The 20,020-nt window shown below is 45.1% G+C and carries 19 protein-coding genes, 1 tRNA gene and 1 pseudogene; 15 read left to right on the forward strand and 6 right to left on the reverse strand.

Annotated features, from left to right (window positions below; genetic code table 11):
• Positions 1-242: 242 nt before the first annotated feature.
• The 3 genes from HMPREF2572_RS00930 to HMPREF2572_RS00940 form a co-directional block, all read right to left on the reverse strand.
• The gene (locus HMPREF2572_RS00930; protein WP_070495543.1) at positions 243-917 is read right to left on the reverse strand and encodes a hypothetical protein; all 675 of its coding nucleotides are present in this window, start codon (positions 915-917) and stop codon (positions 243-245) included.
• Between the two features lie 309 nt (positions 918-1,226).
• Entirely contained in the window at positions 1,227-1,565 is a 339-nt protein-coding gene (gene erpA, locus HMPREF2572_RS00935; protein WP_003758366.1) for an iron-sulfur cluster insertion protein ErpA, read from the reverse strand.
• Between the two features lie 216 nt (positions 1,566-1,781).
• Positions 1,782-2,468 carry a S24 family peptidase gene (locus HMPREF2572_RS00940; RefSeq protein WP_003758368.1) on the reverse strand — a complete coding sequence of 229 codons (687 nt, stop codon included), beginning with the start codon at positions 2,466-2,468 and terminating at the stop codon, positions 1,782-1,784.
• A gap of 299 nt (positions 2,469-2,767) precedes the next feature.
• On the opposite strand from HMPREF2572_RS00940, the gene HMPREF2572_RS00945 reads away from it, so the two are divergent.
• Complete coding sequence (locus HMPREF2572_RS00945; RefSeq protein WP_070495546.1) at positions 2,768-3,043, forward strand: hypothetical protein; 276 nt, start codon at positions 2,768-2,770, stop codon at positions 3,041-3,043.
• Positions 3,044-3,486: 443 nt separating this feature from the next.
• On the opposite strand, the gene argC is transcribed toward HMPREF2572_RS00945, so the two are convergent.
• Together argC and HMPREF2572_RS00960 are read right to left on the reverse strand one after the other, a co-directional pair.
• The gene (gene argC / locus HMPREF2572_RS00955) at positions 3,487-4,530 is read right to left on the reverse strand and encodes an N-acetyl-gamma-glutamyl-phosphate reductase (protein ID WP_070495549.1); all 1,044 of its coding nucleotides are present in this window, start codon (positions 4,528-4,530) and stop codon (positions 3,487-3,489) included.
• Positions 4,531-4,780: 250 nt separating this feature from the next.
• Positions 4,781-5,773 carry a L,D-transpeptidase gene (locus HMPREF2572_RS00960; protein WP_070495552.1) on the reverse strand — a complete coding sequence of 331 codons (993 nt, stop codon included), beginning with the start codon at positions 5,771-5,773 and terminating at the stop codon, positions 4,781-4,783.
• A 164-nt stretch (positions 5,774-5,937) separates the two neighbouring features.
• Between HMPREF2572_RS00960 and rlmD the strand changes: the two genes are divergently transcribed.
• The 12 genes from rlmD (at position 5,938) to cysS (ending at position 17,019) form a co-directional block, all read left to right on the forward strand.
• Positions 5,938-7,269, forward strand: coding sequence for a 23S rRNA (uracil(1939)-C(5))-methyltransferase RlmD (rlmD, locus tag HMPREF2572_RS00965; RefSeq protein WP_070495554.1), 1,332 nt, complete (start codon positions 5,938-5,940; stop codon positions 7,267-7,269).
• Positions 7,270-7,426: 157 nt separating this feature from the next.
• On the forward strand, positions 7,427-8,881 hold the full coding sequence (locus HMPREF2572_RS00970; protein WP_070495557.1) for a 23S rRNA methyltransferase: 1,455 nt from the start codon (positions 7,427-7,429) through the stop codon (positions 8,879-8,881).
• Positions 8,882-8,901: 20 nt separating this feature from the next.
• The gene (locus HMPREF2572_RS00975; RefSeq protein WP_070495560.1) at positions 8,902-10,002 is read left to right on the forward strand and encodes a response regulator; all 1,101 of its coding nucleotides are present in this window, start codon (positions 8,902-8,904) and stop codon (positions 10,000-10,002) included.
• A 12-nt stretch (positions 10,003-10,014) separates the two neighbouring features.
• On the forward strand, positions 10,015-10,551 hold the full coding sequence (locus tag HMPREF2572_RS00980; protein WP_003760398.1) for a GTP-binding protein: 537 nt from the start codon (positions 10,015-10,017) through the stop codon (positions 10,549-10,551).
• 1 nt (position 10,552) lies between these two features.
• Positions 10,553-11,206, forward strand: coding sequence for a peptidase M23 (locus HMPREF2572_RS00985; RefSeq protein WP_070495563.1), 654 nt, complete (start codon positions 10,553-10,555; stop codon positions 11,204-11,206).
• A gap of 30 nt (positions 11,207-11,236) precedes the next feature.
• Positions 11,237-11,596: a roadblock/LC7 domain-containing protein gene (locus tag HMPREF2572_RS00990; RefSeq protein WP_003760395.1), complete on the forward strand. Its 360-nt coding sequence runs from the start codon at positions 11,237-11,239 to the stop codon at positions 11,594-11,596.
• Positions 11,597-11,681: 85 nt separating this feature from the next.
• Positions 11,682-11,757, forward strand: a tRNA-Asn gene (locus tag HMPREF2572_RS00995).
• Between the two features lie 583 nt (positions 11,758-12,340).
• Positions 12,341-13,039: a thiol:disulfide interchange protein DsbA/DsbL gene (locus HMPREF2572_RS01000; protein ID WP_070495582.1), complete on the forward strand. Its 699-nt coding sequence runs from the start codon at positions 12,341-12,343 to the stop codon at positions 13,037-13,039.
• Positions 13,040-13,374: 335 nt separating this feature from the next.
• Positions 13,375-14,511: a GTPase ObgE gene (obgE, locus tag HMPREF2572_RS01005; RefSeq protein ID WP_070495566.1), complete on the forward strand. Its 1,137-nt coding sequence runs from the start codon at positions 13,375-13,377 to the stop codon at positions 14,509-14,511.
• 65 nt (positions 14,512-14,576) lie between these two features.
• Entirely contained in the window at positions 14,577-14,759 is a 183-nt protein-coding gene (locus tag HMPREF2572_RS01010; RefSeq protein ID WP_070495569.1) for a hypothetical protein, read from the forward strand.
• 59 nt (positions 14,760-14,818) lie between these two features.
• Positions 14,819-15,577, forward strand: a complete 759-nt coding sequence (locus HMPREF2572_RS01015) for a hypothetical protein (protein WP_070495572.1) — start codon at positions 14,819-14,821, stop codon at positions 15,575-15,577.
• Between the two features lie 20 nt (positions 15,578-15,597).
• Complete coding sequence (gene cysS, locus HMPREF2572_RS01020; RefSeq protein ID WP_070495575.1) at positions 15,598-17,019, forward strand: cysteine--tRNA ligase; 1,422 nt, start codon at positions 15,598-15,600, stop codon at positions 17,017-17,019.
• A 90-nt stretch (positions 17,020-17,109) separates the two neighbouring features.
• On the opposite strand, the gene HMPREF2572_RS01025 is transcribed toward cysS, so the two are convergent.
• The gene (locus tag HMPREF2572_RS01025; RefSeq protein ID WP_070495585.1) at positions 17,110-17,631 is read right to left on the reverse strand and encodes an acyltransferase; all 522 of its coding nucleotides are present in this window, start codon (positions 17,629-17,631) and stop codon (positions 17,110-17,112) included.
• Positions 17,632-18,083: 452 nt separating this feature from the next.
• On the opposite strand from HMPREF2572_RS01025, the gene rpmE reads away from it, so the two are divergent.
• Positions 18,084-18,299 (forward strand): 50S ribosomal protein L31, encoded by a 216-nt coding sequence (gene rpmE / locus HMPREF2572_RS01030; RefSeq protein ID WP_070495578.1) that lies wholly within the window; start codon positions 18,084-18,086, stop codon positions 18,297-18,299.
• Positions 18,300-18,696: 397 nt separating this feature from the next.
• Positions 18,697-20,020: pseudogene (locus HMPREF2572_RS01035) on the forward strand (outer membrane insertion C- signal); the annotation flags it as partial.

A 20,020-nucleotide genomic window follows, 5' to 3' on the forward strand; every position in this document is an offset into this window, starting at 1 on the left:
TGGGGTGCAGTTCAGTTTTCAGACGACCTTTTGTTGTATCCAGCCTATTGGGGTTGCTATGGCAGATTGATAGCGAGCCAAACTTGAATAGGCGCGGCGTTGTTTCGCCTCAGCTCGCAGAGAGCCGTTTTCTAAAGTGCCGAAGCAGCTTAGAAAATCGGTTTCGTACGATTTGCGCTGTCTGCGGTCTCGCTGCCTTGTTCTGATTTAAACTTAACCGACTCTGTCGCGGCAATTCCGTTTTACAGGAACTTAGCGGCAAGGTACCCGGCGGCGACCAAGCCGAACATAGCCAGAATGCCCAATACGCTGATGAGGATGTATGTATTCTTTTTAGATTGCAAAGCAGCCAATTGGGGTTCTTCTCCCAATTCTTGGCGAAGCTTACTTTCCAGTTCCGAACGGATTTGTTTGCGCAGGAGTTTTTCTTCGCGCTCTTTTTCGATTTGCAGCTTATGGGCGATTTCAGCTTGTTTTTTATGCTCAAACGCGACCCGTTCCTGCCATTCGATGCGCTTGCGTTGAATGATTTGCTCAGTCGCGCTGGCAAGGTGGAAGTGGCAGACATGACATTCCGTCGCCTCGTGATCCTCAATCAGGGTCAAACATACGGGACATTGGCGGATTTCAGGAGCCGCTCCTTCCTGCTCTTCGCCACTGAGATCCAGCTCCAATTCCATCGATTGACGGACGATGACATCCAAACCTAAATAATTGAAATATTGTTGGGCGTTTTCACGTTCGTCTTGGGTACAGTTTTCAGCAATAATGGCTTGCGGACGCTCGGCAAGCGCTTGAACCAAATCTTCGGCTTCTTTTTCCGGCAGATTATCGTACAAACAGGCGTTGATTCGCTCGCGGTCGACATCGGGCGGATAAGAAACATAAACGTCGTAAAGTTTATCTTGTTTCTTCATTGTGATCCCATGAGATATAAAATCCTGCTTTGTCATCTGAAGGCAGGTATTTAGTGTCGGTTTTGTTATAAAGTATAGATTATTATTCGTCTATTTGTCTTAACCGAAGGATAAAGGGTATTTTATTCGGCTGAAATAGTATAAATGACCGATTCTGACCGATTCTGACCGATTCTGACCGATTATAGTATATTAATGAATATTACCAAATGGAACTATGAATTATAAGATAGATGTTATTGCTTTGAAAGCATATCAATCTAAAAGGCCGCCTGAGTGAACAGACGGCCTTTTTTAGAAAACGGCGTATTAGACGGAAAATGAAGAACCGCAACCGCAAGTGGTCTCCGCATTCGGATTGCGGATAACGAATTGGGAACCTTGCAGGCTTTCGGTGTAGTCGATTTCCGCGCCGACCAAATATTGATAGCTCATCGGATCGACCAAGAAAGTCAGCCCGTTTTTTTGGATTTCAAAATCGTCATCGTTTTTGATTTCGTCAAAGGTAAAACCGTATTGGAAGCCTGAGCAGCCGCCGCCGTTGACGAATACGCGCAGTTTCAAGTCGGGATTGTTTTCTTCGGCAATTAAATCAGCTACTTTGGTGCAGCAGCTTTCTGTAAAAATGATAGGGCTTTCGTCTGACATGATGTGATTCCTTTTATATAAATATTGCCAGTATTGTCGCGCAAACGGATTCTTGAAGCAAGAAGAGGGTGTTGCGGGTCGGGCGGCAATATCTGTCAACCGCTTACATGGCTGCAATCTCGAAAAATTTCAATAGGCAGGCGGACAGCCTTTACACCGTCCGTCCTGTTAAAAAATAGGAAAACATGAATTCAGGTCGTCTGAATACAACGCAGATCAGATAATCCGTCCAAACCATTCCACGCGGCCGATGATGGCAACATCTTCGGTCATTTTGTTTAAATCGATTTCAAAGGCCGGATAGGCTTCGTTGGCGGAGATGACGTTGACGATGCCGCCGGGTATGACTTGCAGCCGTTTCACCAAAAGATTTTCATTGATACGCAGAACATATAACCCATCGCGCGGGGTGGTTTCGCTGCGGTTGATGAGGATGGTATCCCCGTCGTTCAGGACGCCTTCCATAGAGTCGCCTTTGACGGAAATGACCGACAGGTTTTTGGTGTCGCGGGTAACGTAGTTTTCAATCCAGTAACGGCGGAATGCCATGGTAAACATGGGTTTTTCATCGCCGACAAGCTGTCCGTGTCCTGCGGCGGCATGGATGTCGTAGCGCGGAACGAAGATAAACTCGTCAATATCGACCGGATTGCCCAAAGTGTCGTAAGCGGTGGCTTTAGGTGGCTCGGTATTGGGAAACGGCTCTCCTTCTCCCGTCAGAAGCCAGTCTATGCTGCATCCTTTGAGCTGTTTGATTTTTTTCAGGGTTTCGGATTTGGGTAATCCGCCCTCGTTCCAAATGCGGCTGAAGCCGGCAATGGTCATATCGATATCGGCCGCGATTTTGGCTTGTCGTGCTTCATCTTTCCATAGAAAAGCCAGTCTGTCCTTAAAGGTATCCATGTTGTTCCTTTGGTTTAAGTGTGATTTTTAATACACTTTGAATGTTTAATGTGTATTTTACCTTAGTTTTTATCAAATTGTAAGAAAAATATTAGTTATGCTAAGAAAAAGTATTGCTGTTTTTGTTTTTTCTGAGTATTATGTGCTTATTGTTAGATTAATCGAATAATTTCGGTTCAAAAATACTTTTATTTTTAATTTGTATCTCAGTTTTGATACTTTATTCTGATTAATCTGATTTTTTAGACTGAATTATGTTTTATTTGAATGTGTTTTAGATTTTGTTGGAGGCTGTGAAAATGACTCGTTATCGTAAAAATGCTTGGTTGGTTCTGACTGCTTTTGTATTGGGTTTTTTGACGTTTCCTTTCAGTTATTCGCAAGCGCATCAATCTGATATCAGCGTTTCGGCACAAGAGTGCGAGCAGTTGAATAATTTGGTTTTGGAAAATATGAACGGGCAGCAGCAAGTATTTGCGCGCGAGTGTGATACGGTTGAGGCTTCGCATGATTGGGAGCAGCAGTACGGCAATTTGAATGAAGAAGAATTGGTTGCCGGTATTGTGTATGAGTGAGTGGCTGTGAGACTGCTGTTATGAAGCTCTAAATCTGGAGGCGGGGAATTTTTGAGTTTGTATAGTGGATTAACTTTAAACCAGTACGGCGTTGCCTGGCCTTAGCTCAAAGAGAACGATTCTCTAAGGTGCTTAAAGCACCAAGTGAATCGGTTCCGTACTATCTGTACTATCTGCGGCTTCATCGCCTTGTCCTGATGTACTATCTGCGGCTTCGTCGCCTTGTCCTGATTTAAAGTTAATCCACTATAACTTGGACGGGCAGGGTAGGCATGCGCCGTGTGGTTGAAGTTCACCGACTGGAAATTCTTTAGATTTGTGATTTGGATAGGCATTTGCTATTGCGGTTGTTGATGAGGGGTCATCTGAAAACGGTGTGAGTGGTTTTCAGACGACCCCTTTAGATGGATGAAAATCCCTCTTGTTCGGAATGACCGTATACATCAGGGAAGTAGCGGGGCGTTTTGCAGACCGAGCTGTTCGTCAAAACCGAACATGATGTTCATGTTTTGAATGGCTTGTCCTGCTGCGCCTTTCACTAAATTATCGATGACGGACAAGGCAATCCAAACGTCGGATTGCGGCGCTTGCTGGATGCTGATGCGGCACAAATTGGCTCCACGGACGCTGCGTGTTTCGGGTGTGGAACCGGCAGGAAGGATGTCGACAAAGGGGCTGTCCCGATAGTATTCGCGAAGTATCTCTTCAGGATGGCAACCGTCCTCAAGATGCAGGTAAAGGGTTGCGTGCATACCGCGTATCATGGGTGTGAGGTGCGGAGTGAAGACAAAACCATCGGCGATGTCTGCCTGCAATGTTTGGATGGTTTGTTTGATTTCGGGAAGGTGGCGGTGTCCGCCGATACCGTATGCTTTGAAATTGTCGCCCGCTTCGCAGAAGAGTGAACCGATGTTGCCTTTGCGCCCTGCGCCGGAAACACCTGATTTACAGTCGGCAATCAAGGGCATGTGTGTTTTCAGACGACCTTGTTGCAACAAAGGCAGTAATGGTAGGGAGACGCAGGTAGGGTAACAGCCAGGGTTGGCGACGATGTGTGCATTGGCAATGGCATCGCGGTTCATCTCGCTTAATCCATATACTGCTTGCGGGACAATATCGGGGCTGGCGTGGCTCATTCCGTACCATTGCTCCCATGTTGGGATGTCTTGAATACGGAAGTCGGCGGATAGGTCGACGATACGGACGTTTTGGTTCAGAAGCGCGGGTGCTTCCTTCATGGCGACGCCGTTGGGTGTGGCAAAGAACACGACGTCACATTGATCCAGTTGTGCTTGGTCCGGTGTTTGGAAAGTCAAGTCGTAAATGCCGCGCAAACTGGGAAAATAATCGGCAATGGCAATACCTGCTTCGCTTCTGCTGGTAATGGCGGTTACTTTTACATTAGGGTGTGTGCTGAGGAGGCGGAGCAATTCTACGCCGGTGTAGCCTGTTGCGCCGACGATGCCGGCTTTGATTTTTTTATTCATGATTTCTCCGTTGAGTGGGCTTTGAATATGGAGGTTTAGTTTAAGGGGATGAGGGTCGTCTGAAAAGGGGGAGGGTGTAATACAACATACTCTGGCGACTGGAAGAAAGTAGATAATTTACAATAGCAGTGTGTCGAACGGGGGGCGTTTTGTTTGACAATGAAAAAGGTCGTCTGAAATTTGTCTGCTCCTTTATGGTTAAAGAGCAGGATTTCAGACGACCTTTGCATTGGGGAAATTCCCTTGCTTTTTAGAACAGCACTCCTGTTGGTTCGCTGCCTTCAGGTATGTCATATTTTGGATAGCTTGGCGTGCTGGCAGGTGTGTTGTACAGTTTTGCCGGATTTGCTTCAGGACGAACGCTTTGGTTTGGTTCGGATGCGGGTGCATCGTCAGCTTCGACTTCGATTTCCGTACCTTTAGGCAGAACCAAATCTTTAACCGGAGCGGGTTTCGGTGCGATTTTGGGTTTGCTGAAAGCGCTGGAGCCGCTCATCCATGCGAGTGATTTCAACGGGGTTTTGAGTTTGACACCTTTGGCGCAGGTCAGACAGTTGGCTGTACCGGTACGGTTTTTTAAAATAGCGTCTACTTTGGCGGGATTAATGGTTTTGCCGTGTGCTTTTGCCCACGCGGCAATACTTTTTTTCAAGGCTGCCGTGTCCAGATTTTTTTTGTTATATGGATCGCGGTGTGCGGCCAGCCAAAGGTTTTGGTTGGCATCTTCGTTGAGGCTCGCCATTTGGTAGATAACGGAGGCGGGAGCGCCTGTGGCAATCGTTTTGGCAAATTCCAGTGCATCCGGAGACTTCATGCGGACGCAGCCGTGACTGCGGACGCCCGGTACGCTGGCAGGAGCGTTAGTGCCGTGAATGCCTAACCCGAGTTTTGGGTCGCCGAGGCGGACGAAAACAGGACCGAGCGGATTATTAGGACCAGCCGGTACGCTTTTGACGCCGTCGCCACGTTCTTTTTGGATGGATTTGGGGATGTGCCAAGTCGGATTGAAGGCTTTTGCGCCGATTTTGTGTTCGCCCAATGTGGTTTGGGTCATGGCTTTGCCAACGGCAACGGGATAGATTTTGGTCAGTTTGCCGTTTGTATATAAGAATAGGCGTTGTTGCGGAATGTTGATGAAGACGTGCTGACCTTCGGAAACGGGAGAGACGTCAGGGATGGGTGTGTTGGCTGAGGCGGCGGTAATAAAGAGGGCAGCGGTCAGTCCGAAAATGGTTTTTTTCATGTGTCGTAATACTTGTAATAAATGAAAAGAAGATTTTGAGGAATCATACCTGAATCTGTATTTTTTTGTGCGAGAATATGCCCTTTCGGTTGCCTGTTGGGTTGAGTGGCAGGTATGGATTTGGGTCGTCTGAAAAGATAAACTGGGTGTCGAGTGAATAAGTGATGACTGATACGAAATTTTTTGACGGCGTGGCTGATGTTTTTTCTCTGGATTATGAGGGGCGCGGCGTTGCCAGAGTGCATGGCAAAACTGTCTTTATTAAAGGTGCGCTGCCGACTGAGAAGGTATCGTTTCGGGTGTTGAAGGAGAAGAAGCAGTTTAGCGAAGCGGAGACGGTAGAAGTATTAAAAGAGTCGGCTGAACGAGTCCGCCCTGCGTGTGGTTATTATGAGACATGTGGCGGCTGCTCGTTGCAACATGTGTCTCCAACCGCTCAAGTTGCATTGAAGCAACGTATTTTGGAAGAACAGCTTGAGCGTATCGGCAGAGTCAGGCCGGAGCAGATTTTGCCACCTATTTATGGTTCGGCTTGGCATTATCGGGATAGGGCGCGGCTGAGTGTTTCAGTTGATAAGAATGGTCGTCTGAAAATGGGTTTTCAGGCGAAAAAAACCAATGAAGTAGTCGATATTGAGGTATGTCATGTGTTGCCGCAGCATATTTCAGATGTCCTGCCTGTGGTGAAATTATTGTTGCAAACGCTGTCTGATGGCGGGGCGGCAGTCAAATTTGTAGAATTTTTTAATAGCCGTGAATTGGTTGTTTTGAACATTTGTTTCATAAAAAAACCGTCTAGCCACTCTTTGAAGCAAATTGAGGAATGGTTTGATAGGATATTGGGTGGGGCAAAACGGGCTTGGCAGATTTGGGTTCAATATGGGCGTGAGCCATCATCTGCGCTATATCCTAAAGATTTGCCTGAATTGAAGTACAGTTTGCCTGAATTTTCTGTGGAAATGCCTTATCAGCCAGGTGATTTTACGCAGATTAATGCAGAATTGAATGCTGTAATGATCAGCAGGGCTTTGCGCCTGTTGGATATACAGCCCAATGACAGGGTGGCGGATTTGTTTTGTGGTCTCGGCAATTTCAGCCTGCCTATGGCAAAGAGTGGTGCATCAGTAATAGGTATTGAAGGTCTGGATTCGCTTGTTTTACGTGCAAAACAAAACGCTCTTCGAAACAGTTGTGTAAAATATGTGTCGTTTAAGACGGTAGACTTGTTCGATACGGATGAAAAAACAGTAGCCTCATGGGGTGTGTTCGACAAAATATTACTCGATCCGCCAAGGAGTGGTGCTTATGCTGTTGTCAAATCGCTACACGCTCCATATCTGCCGAAAAGAATCGTATATGTTTCATGTAACCCTTCAACTTTTGCGCGCGACGCGGAAGTCTTGGTAAATAAGGGATACAACTTCAAATCCGCAGGCGTAATGAATATGTTTGCACAGACTTCACACGTCGAATCCATCGGCGTGTTTGAGTTGTAAATCCGATAGTGGGAGTGTCTGACAAATGGTTTTTAATGTAATTATTGGTTGAATCATGTTATCATAATTCAATTGGGGAATAGATGATTCGGCTGTTTCCATAAATGCCGAACATCGAATATATGTAGTTTTATTTGCTGCACCACAGTATCGGGAGGTGTTCTTGAATTATCTTTTAATCATATTGCTAGTGCTTTTGTTTATGGTGCTGCTGTTTATTTTTTATAAACAGAATGGCACAGTTAAAACTAAAAAGACGACAAAAGCAGCTAAAGTATCATCCAAAAAAAACCATCACCCAAATCAAGAAAGTATTGAAGGGGGAAGTCCGGATTGGGTTGATCAAATCAATCAATCCGTTTCCGATCCGGATCAACAAGATTGGGAATGGGGAGGCAGTAGTTCTGCCGGTTCAGCCACGTCAGTATCTGCGCAAGAAGTCGATCCGCTGACGGAATATCAAGTATATAAGCAATTCGGTTATGAGAGTAAAGCTGCCGAATCCTTGGCAGGTTATTTGAATGGCCTGAGCGACGGTGCGCCTGAAAAATTAGTGCATGAGCTTGTCGGGCTGAGTCTGCGCGTTGGCAATATCGATATGCTGACAGATGCCTTAGAACGTCATGGCGCCGTTTTGTCTGAAGAAAGTTTGGCTGAGTACGTTAAAGCAGGCTTGATGTCCGATCAAACGCATTTGCCATTACGTGTATTGGCAGAAGGACGTTTGGGCTGGAGCATGCAGGAAATCGAGCGTCAAATCGGAGAACAGCCTGATTTGGAAGAGACATCCGTATCCTCGCCTGTTATGACTAATGACAATGCTGGTGCTAATCATACTCATGGTGTTTCCAAACGCTCTTCTATCGTATTAGGCAAGAAAGAGTTTACGGATATTACGCCAGAAGAGATGGGTGCTGTTATTGGGTTCGTTAAACCTGAGCAAAGCGCCAAAATCTTGAAAGACAAAGTAGGTTATGAAACTGCTGTTCAACAATATAACCGTGCCATTCAAAGTTCTTCCAAACCTGCAAGCCTTATCATCGATGCATTAAAACTTGACTATCAGCATGAAGAAATTAGTCAGTTTGCTAAACACTTGTGGAAGCTGTACCACTCATTGGGTCAGTATGGCCGCCAAGTGAAAGAACGCATGCTAGGTTGGGGGTATAGCCTTGGTTATCATGAAGTATTTGATGATTTGGAGAAAGGACCTAACGAAAATAAAATTAGAGAAATTGGTTTGGAAAGGGGTTATATCCGACCTACTTCTCTACAAATGAAAGCTAAATATCGCGAACTGGTACAAAAGGATTCTTCTATTATTAGCGTCAATGCCTCTCCTGCGGATGAAGCATTGAAAGAAGTGGAATCTTTGCTGATGTACGGTCAGTTGGATTTGGCCATAGGTACTTTGGAACAAGCTGTTTTACAGTACCCGCAAGAATCTCAATTGTATGTGATGTTGTTTGATCTTTACGAAAGAGTAGAAGATTGGGCACGCTTGGAACAATTCTTGCGCTTATTGCGTGAACGCGTTGTCAGCCTTCCTGAAGAAGTGGTATTGGCAATGAGCCGTTTACTGCAACATGTAAATCAACATTCAAAAAAATAAAATAATTAGAGAGTACCATGATGGATAATCTGTTACCTAAAATCAAAACCATACGGATTATGCTGCGCGATATGAGCGAGCAGCAAGAAGCCGTTTTCCGTATGGCCTTTAAAATGCACAATACGACAAACTATCAGATTCTTGACTCAAATTCAGATGAAACACCAGATTTAGTGTTGGTAGACACTGATACTGTTGAGGGTATTGAAACTTGGAAAACGCTTAAAATCAAATACCCTGATACGCCGGTTGCGATGTTTTGCTCGCAAGAGCCGTCTGTTACAACACCATATTTGGCTAAGCCAGTTAAATTCGATACCTTATTCCCAATTTTGAGAAGTTTGGCACAGGGTGGGAATGTTTTTGATGCTTCAGCTCAAAAAGCAGAGGCACAAGACGGAGCGCAAAACAGTAGCGAAGGCAGAAAGGCTACTATTCGTCGTTTTAATCCAAATAAAGGATTACTTGGCGCTTTGAAGTTTGCTAGCCAAGGTCATCAGGATATTGCTGTTTTGCATGAGGGCAAGCCGGTATTAATTGTTTTTCCAAGCATTCAAAGGGTATTGCTGACAGTTAATGCTCATGAGTTAGAGGGTCTTTGTAAAAACGACAATTTATCTGTTGTATGTAAAGTTGTGCCGGATAACCCTCAGTGGAAAGAAAAAGCCAAAGTAACGATTATGTCTTGTTTGTGGCAGATGGCAATTTGGACTGCTCAGGGAAGATTGATTTATCCGATGACTCCACAAACGATCTTTACTTTAAAGCGTTGGCCTAATTTGACTAGACTGGCTCCTGTTCCTGAGTCTATGAGGTTATCTGCGTTTTTAACTAAGACATCAGTCAACTTGAATATCCTCTATAAAGTTATGCCTTTGGAAATGCCGGATATCTTGAATTATTTGGCTGCAACTTCTGTAACCGGCTTTTTGGCAACAGATAACGAATATGCTCCAAATCAGGCTAATCAGCATGCCAATATGTCTGAACATGTTAGTGTTAATAGTGATGTACCTGACAGCCAGATGGTTAAAGATGCAGAAAAAGTGGCAGGTCCTTCGCAAGAACAGCCACGCGGTTTGTTGCAGCGCTTAATGCGTAAATTATTGGGAAAACGCTAAAAAGGACATGTAATGAAAGAAAATAAAATTATCTTTACCGGTCCGGTTGGAGTAGGTAAAACAACAGCAATTTCTGCGTTATCGGACGAACCGCCTGTACAGACAGATGCATCTGCATCAGATATGACGCTAGTTCGTAAGGGGTACACCACCGTAGCAATGGATTATGGCGTGATTCATTTGGATGAAGAAGTCAAAGTTCATTTATATGGTACACCAGGGCAAGAACGTTTTAACTTTATGTGGGAAATTCTAAGCCAGGGTAGTATGGGATTAGTATTGCTTTTGGATAATACACGAACAAACCCATTGAAGGATTTGCAATTCTTCTTAGAAGCATTCCGAGAATTGTTGAAAACTGCGCCATTAGTAGTCGGCGTTACTAAAATGGATATTCGTTCATTGCCAAGCGTTGATGTATATCAGAAATATTTAGCACAAAATAATTTTAATGTACCGGTTTTTGAGATTGATGCTCGTAGAGAAGATGATGTCAAACAATTGGTTAGCGCAATGTTGTTCTCAATTGATCCGGGTTTAGAGGTATAAAATGGAATCAACACTTTCTTTGCAATCAAATTTATATCCCAGAATTACACCTGCTGGTGCTTATTATGCAGTAACCAGCGATACGCCAAGCGCAAGTAGAACATTGCTATACAGTTTATTGCGTGCCAATCCGTCAGAGGTCATTAGTAGCGAAAAAATTCTAGCTTGGGCTGATACCAGTGATATCAATACAGCTTTGAACTTATTGTATCGTTTGCAGCGCTTAGAGTTTTTATATGGTGATGAAAATATTAGTAACGAAGATATCCATTTGACAGACGAGCAATTGCCGGAATTGTTAGAGCAGTTGTCTAATTCAGGTAAGGCTTTGTTGGCTGATGAAAATGGTCTGTATTTTGCCAATGCTAATTTCCATCATGAGGCTGCTGAAGAACTCGGTTTGCTGGCAAGTGAGGTAGCTAAGATGGAAGATGGTCATCGTCTACTAATCCGCAACAATTTGCATATCAATAATAGTGCATGGGGTATTTGTGATCCTTCAGGTCAGAGTGAGTTAACATTTTTCCCATTGTATATTGGTGAAACTAAGTTGATTCTAGTTATAGGTGGCATGCCTGACTTAAATAAAGAGGCATTTGTGACACTGGTTAAAGTGTTGTACCACAGATATGGTAGCCGCCAGCAAGTGATATAACTAAAGTTATAATTTTAGAATGGAATAAATATGCAACAATTATTAATCTCCGTGTTAAGTGATTTAAATAATACTTCTCCTGATATTACAGCGTCAGCTGTAATATCAACTGATGGTTTGCCGATTGCTACGATGCTGCCATCACATTTGAATGCGGACAGAGTTGGTGCCATGTCTGCGACATTGTTGGCATTAGGCAACCGATCAGTGCATGAATTGGCTTGTGGTGAGTTGGACCAAGTGATGGTTAAAGGCAAAACAGGTTATATTCTGTTGAGTCAAGCGGGTGATAATGCAGTATTGGCATTGATGGCAAAGGAAAGTGGTAAACTGGGCTTGATTTTGTTGGATGCAAAACGTGCTGCCAAGCACATTGCAGAAATTCTATAAATTATATAGAAATCATAGTTGTAAAAATTATAAGGAAATAGTTCTTGACTTATTTTAAATTTAAGGATAGAATTATCCCCTTAATTCCCCGATAGCTCAGTCGGTAGAGCGACGGACTGTTAATCCGCAGGTCCCTGGTTCGAGCCCAGGTCGGGGAGCCAAATATAAAAAGCCTGAACATAGTAAATATGTTCAGGCTTTTCTCTATAGTAGACTTGTTTGATATTTTCTAAGTTTCGCCACTTTCTAATTTTGGGTCCGTATTAGGCAACAAATCAACCAATAAATTAGAAAAAAGCTAAAGACAGTGTGGATAATGCAGACTAATTGATTTGGAATTTTTGATCTTTGCATCAATTTCTATTCATGGAAAGAGTAGGGGGCTACCTTATTGGTTTTGCAGGGTATCTACTTTGAGCTGGTTATTGACATAATTGTCATAAAAGCGAGTTTGTTGGTATCTTAAAAATCGTAAAACGCATGGATAAATTTTCAGACGACCTTTTTTGAACTGTTTACGGTTTATTTAGACTTTTTTGATTGATATTTCGGTTTGAAAAAATCGTTAGAATCAACATCACTATGCTGACTATGCCGAAAATTTGTACTCAATCCCTACCTCTTTCATGTCGTCTGAAACCATTCTTTTCTTATATGAAATCGTTTTTTTCACATCAAGCCATATATCAAACTGTCGAAATGCAATAGAATCCTATGTTTGACTGGATCATCACGGAGTTTATTATGAAACTGAAAACCCTCGCCCTTGCCGCAGCTCTACTCACCCTCGCTGCCTGTGACAACAAAGTCCAAACCAGCGTCCCTACCGACAGTACGCCCGCTGCTTCAGCAGCCTCCGCTGCACCTGTTACTTTGGTTGAAGGACTTAACTACACCACTCTCAGTACACCCATTCCCCAACAGCAAACAGGTAAAGTCGAAGTCCTCGAATTTTTCGGCTACTTCTGTCCGCACTGCGCCCACCTCGAGCCTGTCTTGAGCAAACACGCCAAAACCTTCAAAGATGACACTTATCTGCGCACAGAACACGTTGTCTGGGGTGATGAGATGAAACCATTAGCGCGCCTTGCAGCTGCCGTTGATATGGCAGTCGCAGAAAGTAAAGACGCAGCAAACAGCAGTATCTTTGATGCTATGGTTAATCAGAAGATTAAACTGCAAGACCCTGAGACGCTCAAAAAATGGCTGAACGAGCAAACTGCCTTTGACGGCAAAAAAGTTCTCGCTGCCTATGAATCTCCCGAGAGTCAGACGCGTGCCGATAAAATGGCAGAACTGACCAATACGTACAAAATCGATGGTACCCCCACTGTTATCGTCGGTGGTAAATACAAAGTCGAATTTGCAGACTGGGAAACAGGTATGAAAACCATAGACCTGCTTGCAGACAAAGTGCGCGAAGAGCGAAAAACAGCCAAATAAATGCACTTTGCCGGTATAGAAAACTAAAAACAGACAGCTGTCCGAAAACACAATTTCAGGACGGCTGTTTTCGTAGGAAATGCCGGTATTAGATATGTCGTGAATCAAGTTCTGGGTCAGCATCATTATCAAGAAAGAGGGTATTCAAGTCAGACAATAAGAATTTCTGCCCTGAACCATCGATTAGTAACATATCATCCGACTGCCAATTGCACTGCCGTCAACAGAGAAACGGGCGCACATCCCCCATATCCCTTATAATATCCCCCATTCCCATTTTTTCAGACGACCTCCGCACAAAAGGTCGTCTGAAAGCCAAAATACAAGAGAACACCATGAAATTCATCGACGAAGCAAAAATCGAAGTCGCCGCAGGCAAAGGCGGTAATGGCGCAACCAGTTTCCGCCGCGAAAAATTCGTACCGCGCGGCGGCCCTGACGGCGGCGACGGCGGTAAGGGCGGCAGCGTTTGGGCAGAAGCCGACGAAAACACCAACACCCTCGTCGAATACCGCTTCGTCAAACGCTACCAAGCCAAAAACGGCGAAAAAGGTCACGGCTCCGACCGCTACGGCGCAGGGGCGGACGACATCGTCCTCAAAATGCCCGTCGGCACCCTCATCCGCGACCTCGACACCGACGAAATCGTTGCCGACCTCACCCACCACGGCCAGCGCGTCTGCCTTGCCAAAGGCGGCAAAGGCGGCTTGGGCAACATCCACTTCAAATCGTCCGTCAACCGCGCGCCCAAACAATCCACGCCCGGCGAAGAAGGCGAAACCCGTTCCCTGCAACTCGAGCTTAAAGTCCTCGCCGATGTCGGCTTGTTAGGCATGCCAAACGCCGGTAAATCCACCCTGATTACTGCCGTATCCGCCGCACGCCCCAAAATCGCCAACTACCCCTTCACCACCCTGCATCCGAATTTAGGCGTCGTGCGCATCGACGAAAACCACAGCTTCGTCATGGCAGACATCCCCGGCCTGATTGAAGGCGCGGCAGAAGGCGCAGGCTTGGGACACCGCTTCCTCAAACACTTATCACGTACCGGCCTGCTGCTGCACGTCGTCGATTTAGCGCCCTTCGACGAAACCGTCAACCCCGCCGAAGAAGCACTCGCCATCATCAACGAACTGCGCAAATACGACGAAGAACTCTACGGCAAACCGCGCTGGCTCGTGCTGAACAAACTCGACATGCTCGATGAAGAAGAAGCCCAAGCGCGTAGCGCCGCCTTCCTAGAAGCCATCGGCTGGGATTACCCCAAACCAGACGACCGTTTCCAATTCGACATGGAAACCCCGCGCCTCTTCCAAATCAGCGCACTGACCCACCAAGGCACGCAGGAATTGGTACACCAAATCAACCAATACCTGACTGAGAAAAAACGCATCGCCGCCGAGGCCGAAGCCGCCGAAAAAGCCGCCGCCGCGCAGCCGCAGACGGATACTTCGGTGTTGAAGGCAGAGTGAATAACGGCAAAGGCCGTCTGAAAGGTTTTTAGACGGCCTTATCCGACAGCCACGCAAGGACAAACATGATTACGCCCGAACAAATCCAAGCCCTCAAGCGCAAACAAGACACCCTGCAAAGCCTCTACCGCGCATGGATGGCCGAAAAGCGCAAATACACATCGGTGTATGTCGGCGACGAGCACGGCAATATTGTGGAATTACAGCCGGGCGGCACGGAAAAGATAGTCGGCCATACGCAGCGTTAAACCCAGAGCTGTTTTATTATTAGGTTAGTAAAAGAGTAAGATTTGATAAGGAAAAATAAATGGATAAACGATGGTGGGATTTTTATGCCTTGCGGTATGCGCTAGGTTCGGTAATGGGTATATTTATACTACTATATATTTTTATTCAAACTGATATTGCCACTAAATTTGGATTAAATAGATTAGCTTTTCTTATTCCCAAAGATCCAAAAGATTTGTCTTTTGTTCATTTGGTTATTTTGGGTGTTTGTGGTTTGGCGTATTGTTATTTATCCAGTGCGCCCATGTTGGTATTTCATGCATTAAGAGTAATTGTATTTAGAAAATTAAACACTCAGTCTTCATTTTGGCCTAAATGGAGTGTATATACTTTCGTGTTTTCATTGGTAATAACCTTATTAGTGGTGATTATGGGTTATATTTCTGATGATATGTTTCTCGATAAACTTAATTTCAATAAAATAATTGAAATAATTTTATTCATTTTTTTATCTACTGTTTCTTTTTCGTTTACTACTATGCTATCTTTGTGGAGTGTCACAGAAGAACCTAGTCTGCTAATAACTGATTTTTACAAAAAACTTGCAAAAAAACGACAGAAAAAACTAGATTATGTGGAGTCATATAGACATTTGCGAGAGCATGCGAATGCATTTGCTCTTGTATTATGTGAAATACTTTTTTGTTTGTTGTTCGTAACTGGTTTGAATATTAGTGGAAGTGTTAATTTTGTTCCTATACTTGTAATTCTTTGGTTGCTTGGTCCTGCTTTGATATGGTTTGAGGCCAACGAGTTGGAGAATGAACTTATTAAATAATTCTAATTTCTGAGAATCCCATGCTAAACCTCTACAACACCCTCACCCGCCAAAAAGAAGCCTTTTCCCCCATCGATCCTGCCAACGTACGTATGTACGTGTGCGGCATGACGGTTTACGACTACTGCCATCTCGGCCATGCCCGCGTGATGGTGGTGTTTGACATGATTGCCCGCTGGCTGCGCGAGTGCGGCTATCCGCTCACCTATGTGCGCAACATTACCGACATCGACGACAAAATCATCGTCCGTGCGGCTGAAAACGGCGAAACCATTGGCGAACTGACCGCGCGTTTCATCCAAGCTATGCACGAAGATGCCGATGCTTTGGGCGTGTTGCGTCCCGACATCGAGCCGAAGGCGACAGAAAATATCCCGCAGATGATTGCCATGATTGAAACCCTGATTCAAAACGGCAAAGCATATCCTGCCGCAAACGGCGACGTTTACTACGCCGTGCGCGAGTTTTCGGCTTACGGACAATTATCGGGCAAATCGTTGGATGACCTGCGCGCAGGCGAGCGCGTGGAAGTGGACGGTTTCAAACGCGATCCGCTTGATTTTGTGTTGTGGAAAGCGGCCAAAGCAGGCGAGCCGGCATGGGAAAGCCCGTGGGGCAACGGCCGTCCGGGTTGGCATATTGAATGCTCCGCCATGAGTGAAAACCTGTTCGGCGATACTTTCGACATCCACGGCGGCGGCGCGGATTTGCAGTTCCCGCACCATGAAAACGAAATCGCTCAAAGCGTCGGTGCCAGCGGTCATACCTGCGGCCACGACCATGCACAAACCCACCACGGCCAAAGCATCGCCAGCCACGTTAAATACTGGCTGCACAACGGCTTCATCCGTGTGGACGGCGAAAAAATGTCCAAATCGTTGGGCAACTTTTTCACCATCCGCGAAGTGTTGAAACAATACGATCCCGAAGTCGTGCGTTTCTTCATCCTGCGCGCCCACTACCGCAGCCCGTTGAATTACTCCGACGCGCATTTGGACGACGCAAAAGGCGCGCTGACACGCCTATACACTACCTTGAAAAACACGCCTGCCGTTGCGTTCAAATTGTCTGAAAACGCCAACGACTACACCCGCCGCTTCTACGCCGCCATGAACGACGATTTCGGTACGGTCGAAGCCGTTGCCGTGTTGTTTGAACTGGCAGGCGAAGTGAACAAAACCAACGATGCGCACCTCGCCGGTTGCCTGAAAGCCTTGGGCGGCATCATCGGTCTGCTGCAACGCGATCCGACCGAGTTCCTGCAAGGCGGGGCGGTTTTAGACGGCCTCTCCAACGAAGAAATCGAAGACTTAATCGCACGGCGCAAACAAGCGCGCGCGGATAAAAACTGGGCAGAGTCCGACCGCATCCGCGACCTTCTGAACGAACACAAAATCATTCTGGAAGACAACGCCGGCGGCACGACTTGGCGGCGTGGTTAATTTGCTTTGATATAAAAAGGTCGTCTGAAAACATTTTCAGACGACCTTTTTTCGTATCTGGTTGAAAGTTGAAAACCGTGATGTGTGTACTCAATCTTCCAATAGGTTCTTCTTAATGACTGCCGGGTTCCCAGCGGCGACGCAATATGGCGGCACATCTTTGGTTACCACCGCGCCAGCACCGATAACTGCTCCTTTGCCTACCCGGACACCACCCATAATAATCGCCCGTCGTCCGATCCATACATCATCCTCAATCACAATCGGATTGACTTCCGTGTAGCCCTCATATTTCAAAGTTTCGCGATTAAACTTGTGATTATTAGAATAAAACAAACACTCCGGCCCCATCATGACATTATTGCCTATCGTCAAGCCGTAGCATATTTCGCAATTAACGCCGACCCCCGAGTTATCGCCGATCACCGTATCCGGCATAACATAAGCGCCTTTGTCAATATTGACGTTTCTGCCGATATGCGAAGAAATTCCCGATGCAAGGAAAGCTCTGATTTTTTTAGAAGGTGGTCCTATAACCCTCATATAAGACTGGGGCAACATTCCGCCCAGTCCGCGTAGCAGCCAAGAACAGGTTTTTGTTTTAATACTCATTATCCAACTTTCCATTTTAAGGGCAGGTTTGCATGAGACCCGACCTGTAAGATGAAGTTTATGAAAAATAGTAAATTTCGGTATGTTTATAATCTAAACAACAATAATAAAAAGTATAATGTCATTTGTAAATTATTCGCTAGAATGGTAGAAGCTTGGGCGAGTACAAGGTCACTGCTTTAAGACAATCCACCATCTTAATCTGCAGCTTAATAGTTGGGAGCGTTAAAAGAAACCTTATTTACAACAAATATTGCTCAGGCGGATACCTGCTGACCATAACGTTTCCTCAGTAAATTCGCGTATCGTGCCGATAAATAACGATTTTTTCAGAGCCTTATCCGGCGTAAAGGCAATATCTTCTTGACAAACAAACAAAAATTATCAATAATCGCCAGCTTGTTTGAAGCATAGGTACATCCCCTATGCCCGCTTAATCGAAAGGAAACAACATGAAACAAGACATCCATCCTAATTACCACGAAATCAATGTTACCTGCTCTTGCGGTAACAAATTCGTAACCAAATCCGCCATGGAAAAAGAAAGCTTCAACATCGAGGTTTGCTCTTTGTGCCATCCGTTCTACACCGGTACTCAAAAAATCGTCGATACTACCGGTCGCGTGGATAAATTCAACAACAAATTCGGCAACCTGTTCAAACGCTAATAGCCGCTTTGTGACAAAAAGACTGCTTTATGCAGTCTTTTTTGTTTTTATGATCTAAAAATCAGTCGATTGAAAACTCAATTGCAAAATGCTTAGTGGAGCATAAAGGCTTATATGTCGGCATGCCGCATCACCAAGAGCGATTAAAGTTATTTATCATGAATTTGTTTGGTGCTCCTTGCTCTTTATGCGAATGATGTATATATACAACATATTTTCATGATATTTGAAAAATCTATGCAGAATACTTGCATTTAAATTTCATTTTTTTACAATTACAGGTGCAACTTTCTTCAAGTGACTATCACCGTTAAGACCATGCGGTGTCCCTTTTCAGTTTACGGGGAAAAGAGAAGCTTGAATAACGTCCTTACACCCACCACAAAGGTAAAAAAACATGAAAAAATTTAACGTTAAAGCATTGAGTTTGGCTGTTGCGGCAGCCGTAGTGAGCGGCGCAGCGGCCGCAGAAGAAGTAAACTTCGCAAAAGCTGTCGGAAGCAAAGAGGATCAAGGGCAAGCAGCATTTGCTACTGTTTTTGGCGAAGGTACGAAATTTGATACAGAGAGCGGTAAGCTGACTTTCAAAAAAGATGCCGATGCCCTGTTGTTGAAAACTATGGAGCTGGAGCAGGCAGTTAATGGCTTTGCTGCCGGTAGCAACTTCGTCGCTACTAATGAAGATGGCAGCAAAACCGTCCGTGAAGCCACTAATGTAGATATCGAAGCCGACAGCATGAAAGGTGTGGGCTTGGCAGGCGGTATTGCCGCTGTCAATACACGAGTGGACAATTTAGCTAAAGACATAGATGAAGCTTTGGATGAGCAGGATCAAACAGTAGCACAACTGAAAGCTGCCATTACCAGCAACAATGAGCACATTGCTAAAGTCGCTGGAGATGTGGCAGAAATGGGTAAAGAAGTTTCTGCTAAGTTTGATGAAGTGGACGAGGAAATTACCAAAGCTTCAACCGAGCTTTCCGAATCCATCGAAAAAGTAGCCGGAGATGTAACTGCAGTAAACAAACGTGTAGATACTCTGGAGCAAGACACAGCTGCTGCCAAAGTTTCAGCTAAAGCCGCTGAAGAAAAAGTAACTGAGCTTTCCGCAAATGTAGACAGCAAAGTAAAAGAAGCCAAAGATGCCGCCGATAAAGCCGTAGATGCAGCTTCTAAGATTGACGCAGTTACCGAAAAAGCTGACAAAGCAAGCAAAGGCGTAGAAGACTTGGCTAAAGAGTTAGAGGCTACACAAAAAGCTACTGCGCAAGTTGCGTTGGCAACAATGGAAAATGCTCAAGAATTCAACGGTTTTAAAGAAGGCGATCAAATCGTTGTAACTAAAGATGACGGCTCAAAAGTTATCCGTAAAGCTGAACCAAAAGATGTTGCAGCCGACGAGTTCAAAGGACTGGGCTTGAAAGAAGCTGTGAAAGATACCCAAAAAGCTGCGGCGCAAGCTGCATTGGCAGCAATTGAGAATGCTCAAGAGCTCAACGGTTTCAAAGAAGGCGATCAAATTGTTGTAACTAAAGAAGACGGCTCAAAAGTCATCCGTACTGCCAAGAAAGAAGATGTTGAAGCTGACGGCTTTGGCGGAAAAGGTTTGAACAAGGTTGTTGCGGCACATGATGAAACGCTGGATGGCTTGACTAAATCAGTTACCGACAATAAAGCATTATTGGAAGCGCAAGGAGAGGCCAATGAAGGTTTCAATAATG

The organism is Neisseria sp. HMSC064E01 (genome assembly GCF_001808875.1).
Classification (GTDB): domain Bacteria; phylum Pseudomonadota; class Gammaproteobacteria; order Burkholderiales; family Neisseriaceae; genus Neisseria; species Neisseria sicca_A.

Coding starts and splice junctions, on each gene's coding strand:
- rlmD (WP_070495554.1), top strand. CDS start 5,938: ATGACTGATACGAAATTTTTTGACGGCGTGGCTGATGTTTTTTCTCTG.
- HMPREF2572_RS00985 (WP_070495563.1), top strand. CDS start 10,553: ATGGAATCAACACTTTCTTTGCAATCAAATTTATATCCCAGAATTACA.
- HMPREF2572_RS00940 (WP_003758368.1), bottom strand. CDS start 2,468: ATGGATACCTTTAAGGACAGACTGGCTTTTCTATGGAAAGATGAAGCA.
- argC (WP_070495549.1), bottom strand. CDS start 4,530: ATGAATAAAAAAATCAAAGCCGGCATCGTCGGCGCAACAGGCTACACC.
- HMPREF2572_RS01010 (WP_070495569.1), top strand. CDS start 14,577: ATGATTACGCCCGAACAAATCCAAGCCCTCAAGCGCAAACAAGACACC.
- HMPREF2572_RS01025 (WP_070495585.1), bottom strand. CDS start 17,631: ATGAGTATTAAAACAAAAACCTGTTCTTGGCTGCTACGCGGACTGGGC.
- HMPREF2572_RS00945 (WP_070495546.1), top strand. CDS start 2,768: ATGACTCGTTATCGTAAAAATGCTTGGTTGGTTCTGACTGCTTTTGTA.
- HMPREF2572_RS00990 (WP_003760395.1), top strand. CDS start 11,237: ATGCAACAATTATTAATCTCCGTGTTAAGTGATTTAAATAATACTTCT.
- HMPREF2572_RS00980 (WP_003760398.1), top strand. CDS start 10,015: ATGAAAGAAAATAAAATTATCTTTACCGGTCCGGTTGGAGTAGGTAAA.
- erpA (WP_003758366.1), bottom strand. CDS start 1,565: ATGTCAGACGAAAGCCCTATCATTTTTACAGAAAGCTGCTGCACCAAA.
- HMPREF2572_RS00930 (WP_070495543.1), bottom strand. CDS start 917: ATGAAGAAACAAGATAAACTTTACGACGTTTATGTTTCTTATCCGCCC.
- HMPREF2572_RS00975 (WP_070495560.1), top strand. CDS start 8,902: ATGGATAATCTGTTACCTAAAATCAAAACCATACGGATTATGCTGCGC.
- cysS (WP_070495575.1), top strand. CDS start 15,598: ATGCTAAACCTCTACAACACCCTCACCCGCCAAAAAGAAGCCTTTTCC.
- HMPREF2572_RS00960 (WP_070495552.1), bottom strand. CDS start 5,773: ATGAAAAAAACCATTTTCGGACTGACCGCTGCCCTCTTTATTACCGCC.
- rpmE (WP_070495578.1), top strand. CDS start 18,084: ATGAAACAAGACATCCATCCTAATTACCACGAAATCAATGTTACCTGC.
- obgE (WP_070495566.1), top strand. CDS start 13,375: ATGAAATTCATCGACGAAGCAAAAATCGAAGTCGCCGCAGGCAAAGGC.
- HMPREF2572_RS01000 (WP_070495582.1), top strand. CDS start 12,341: ATGAAACTGAAAACCCTCGCCCTTGCCGCAGCTCTACTCACCCTCGCT.
- HMPREF2572_RS01015 (WP_070495572.1), top strand. CDS start 14,819: ATGGATAAACGATGGTGGGATTTTTATGCCTTGCGGTATGCGCTAGGT.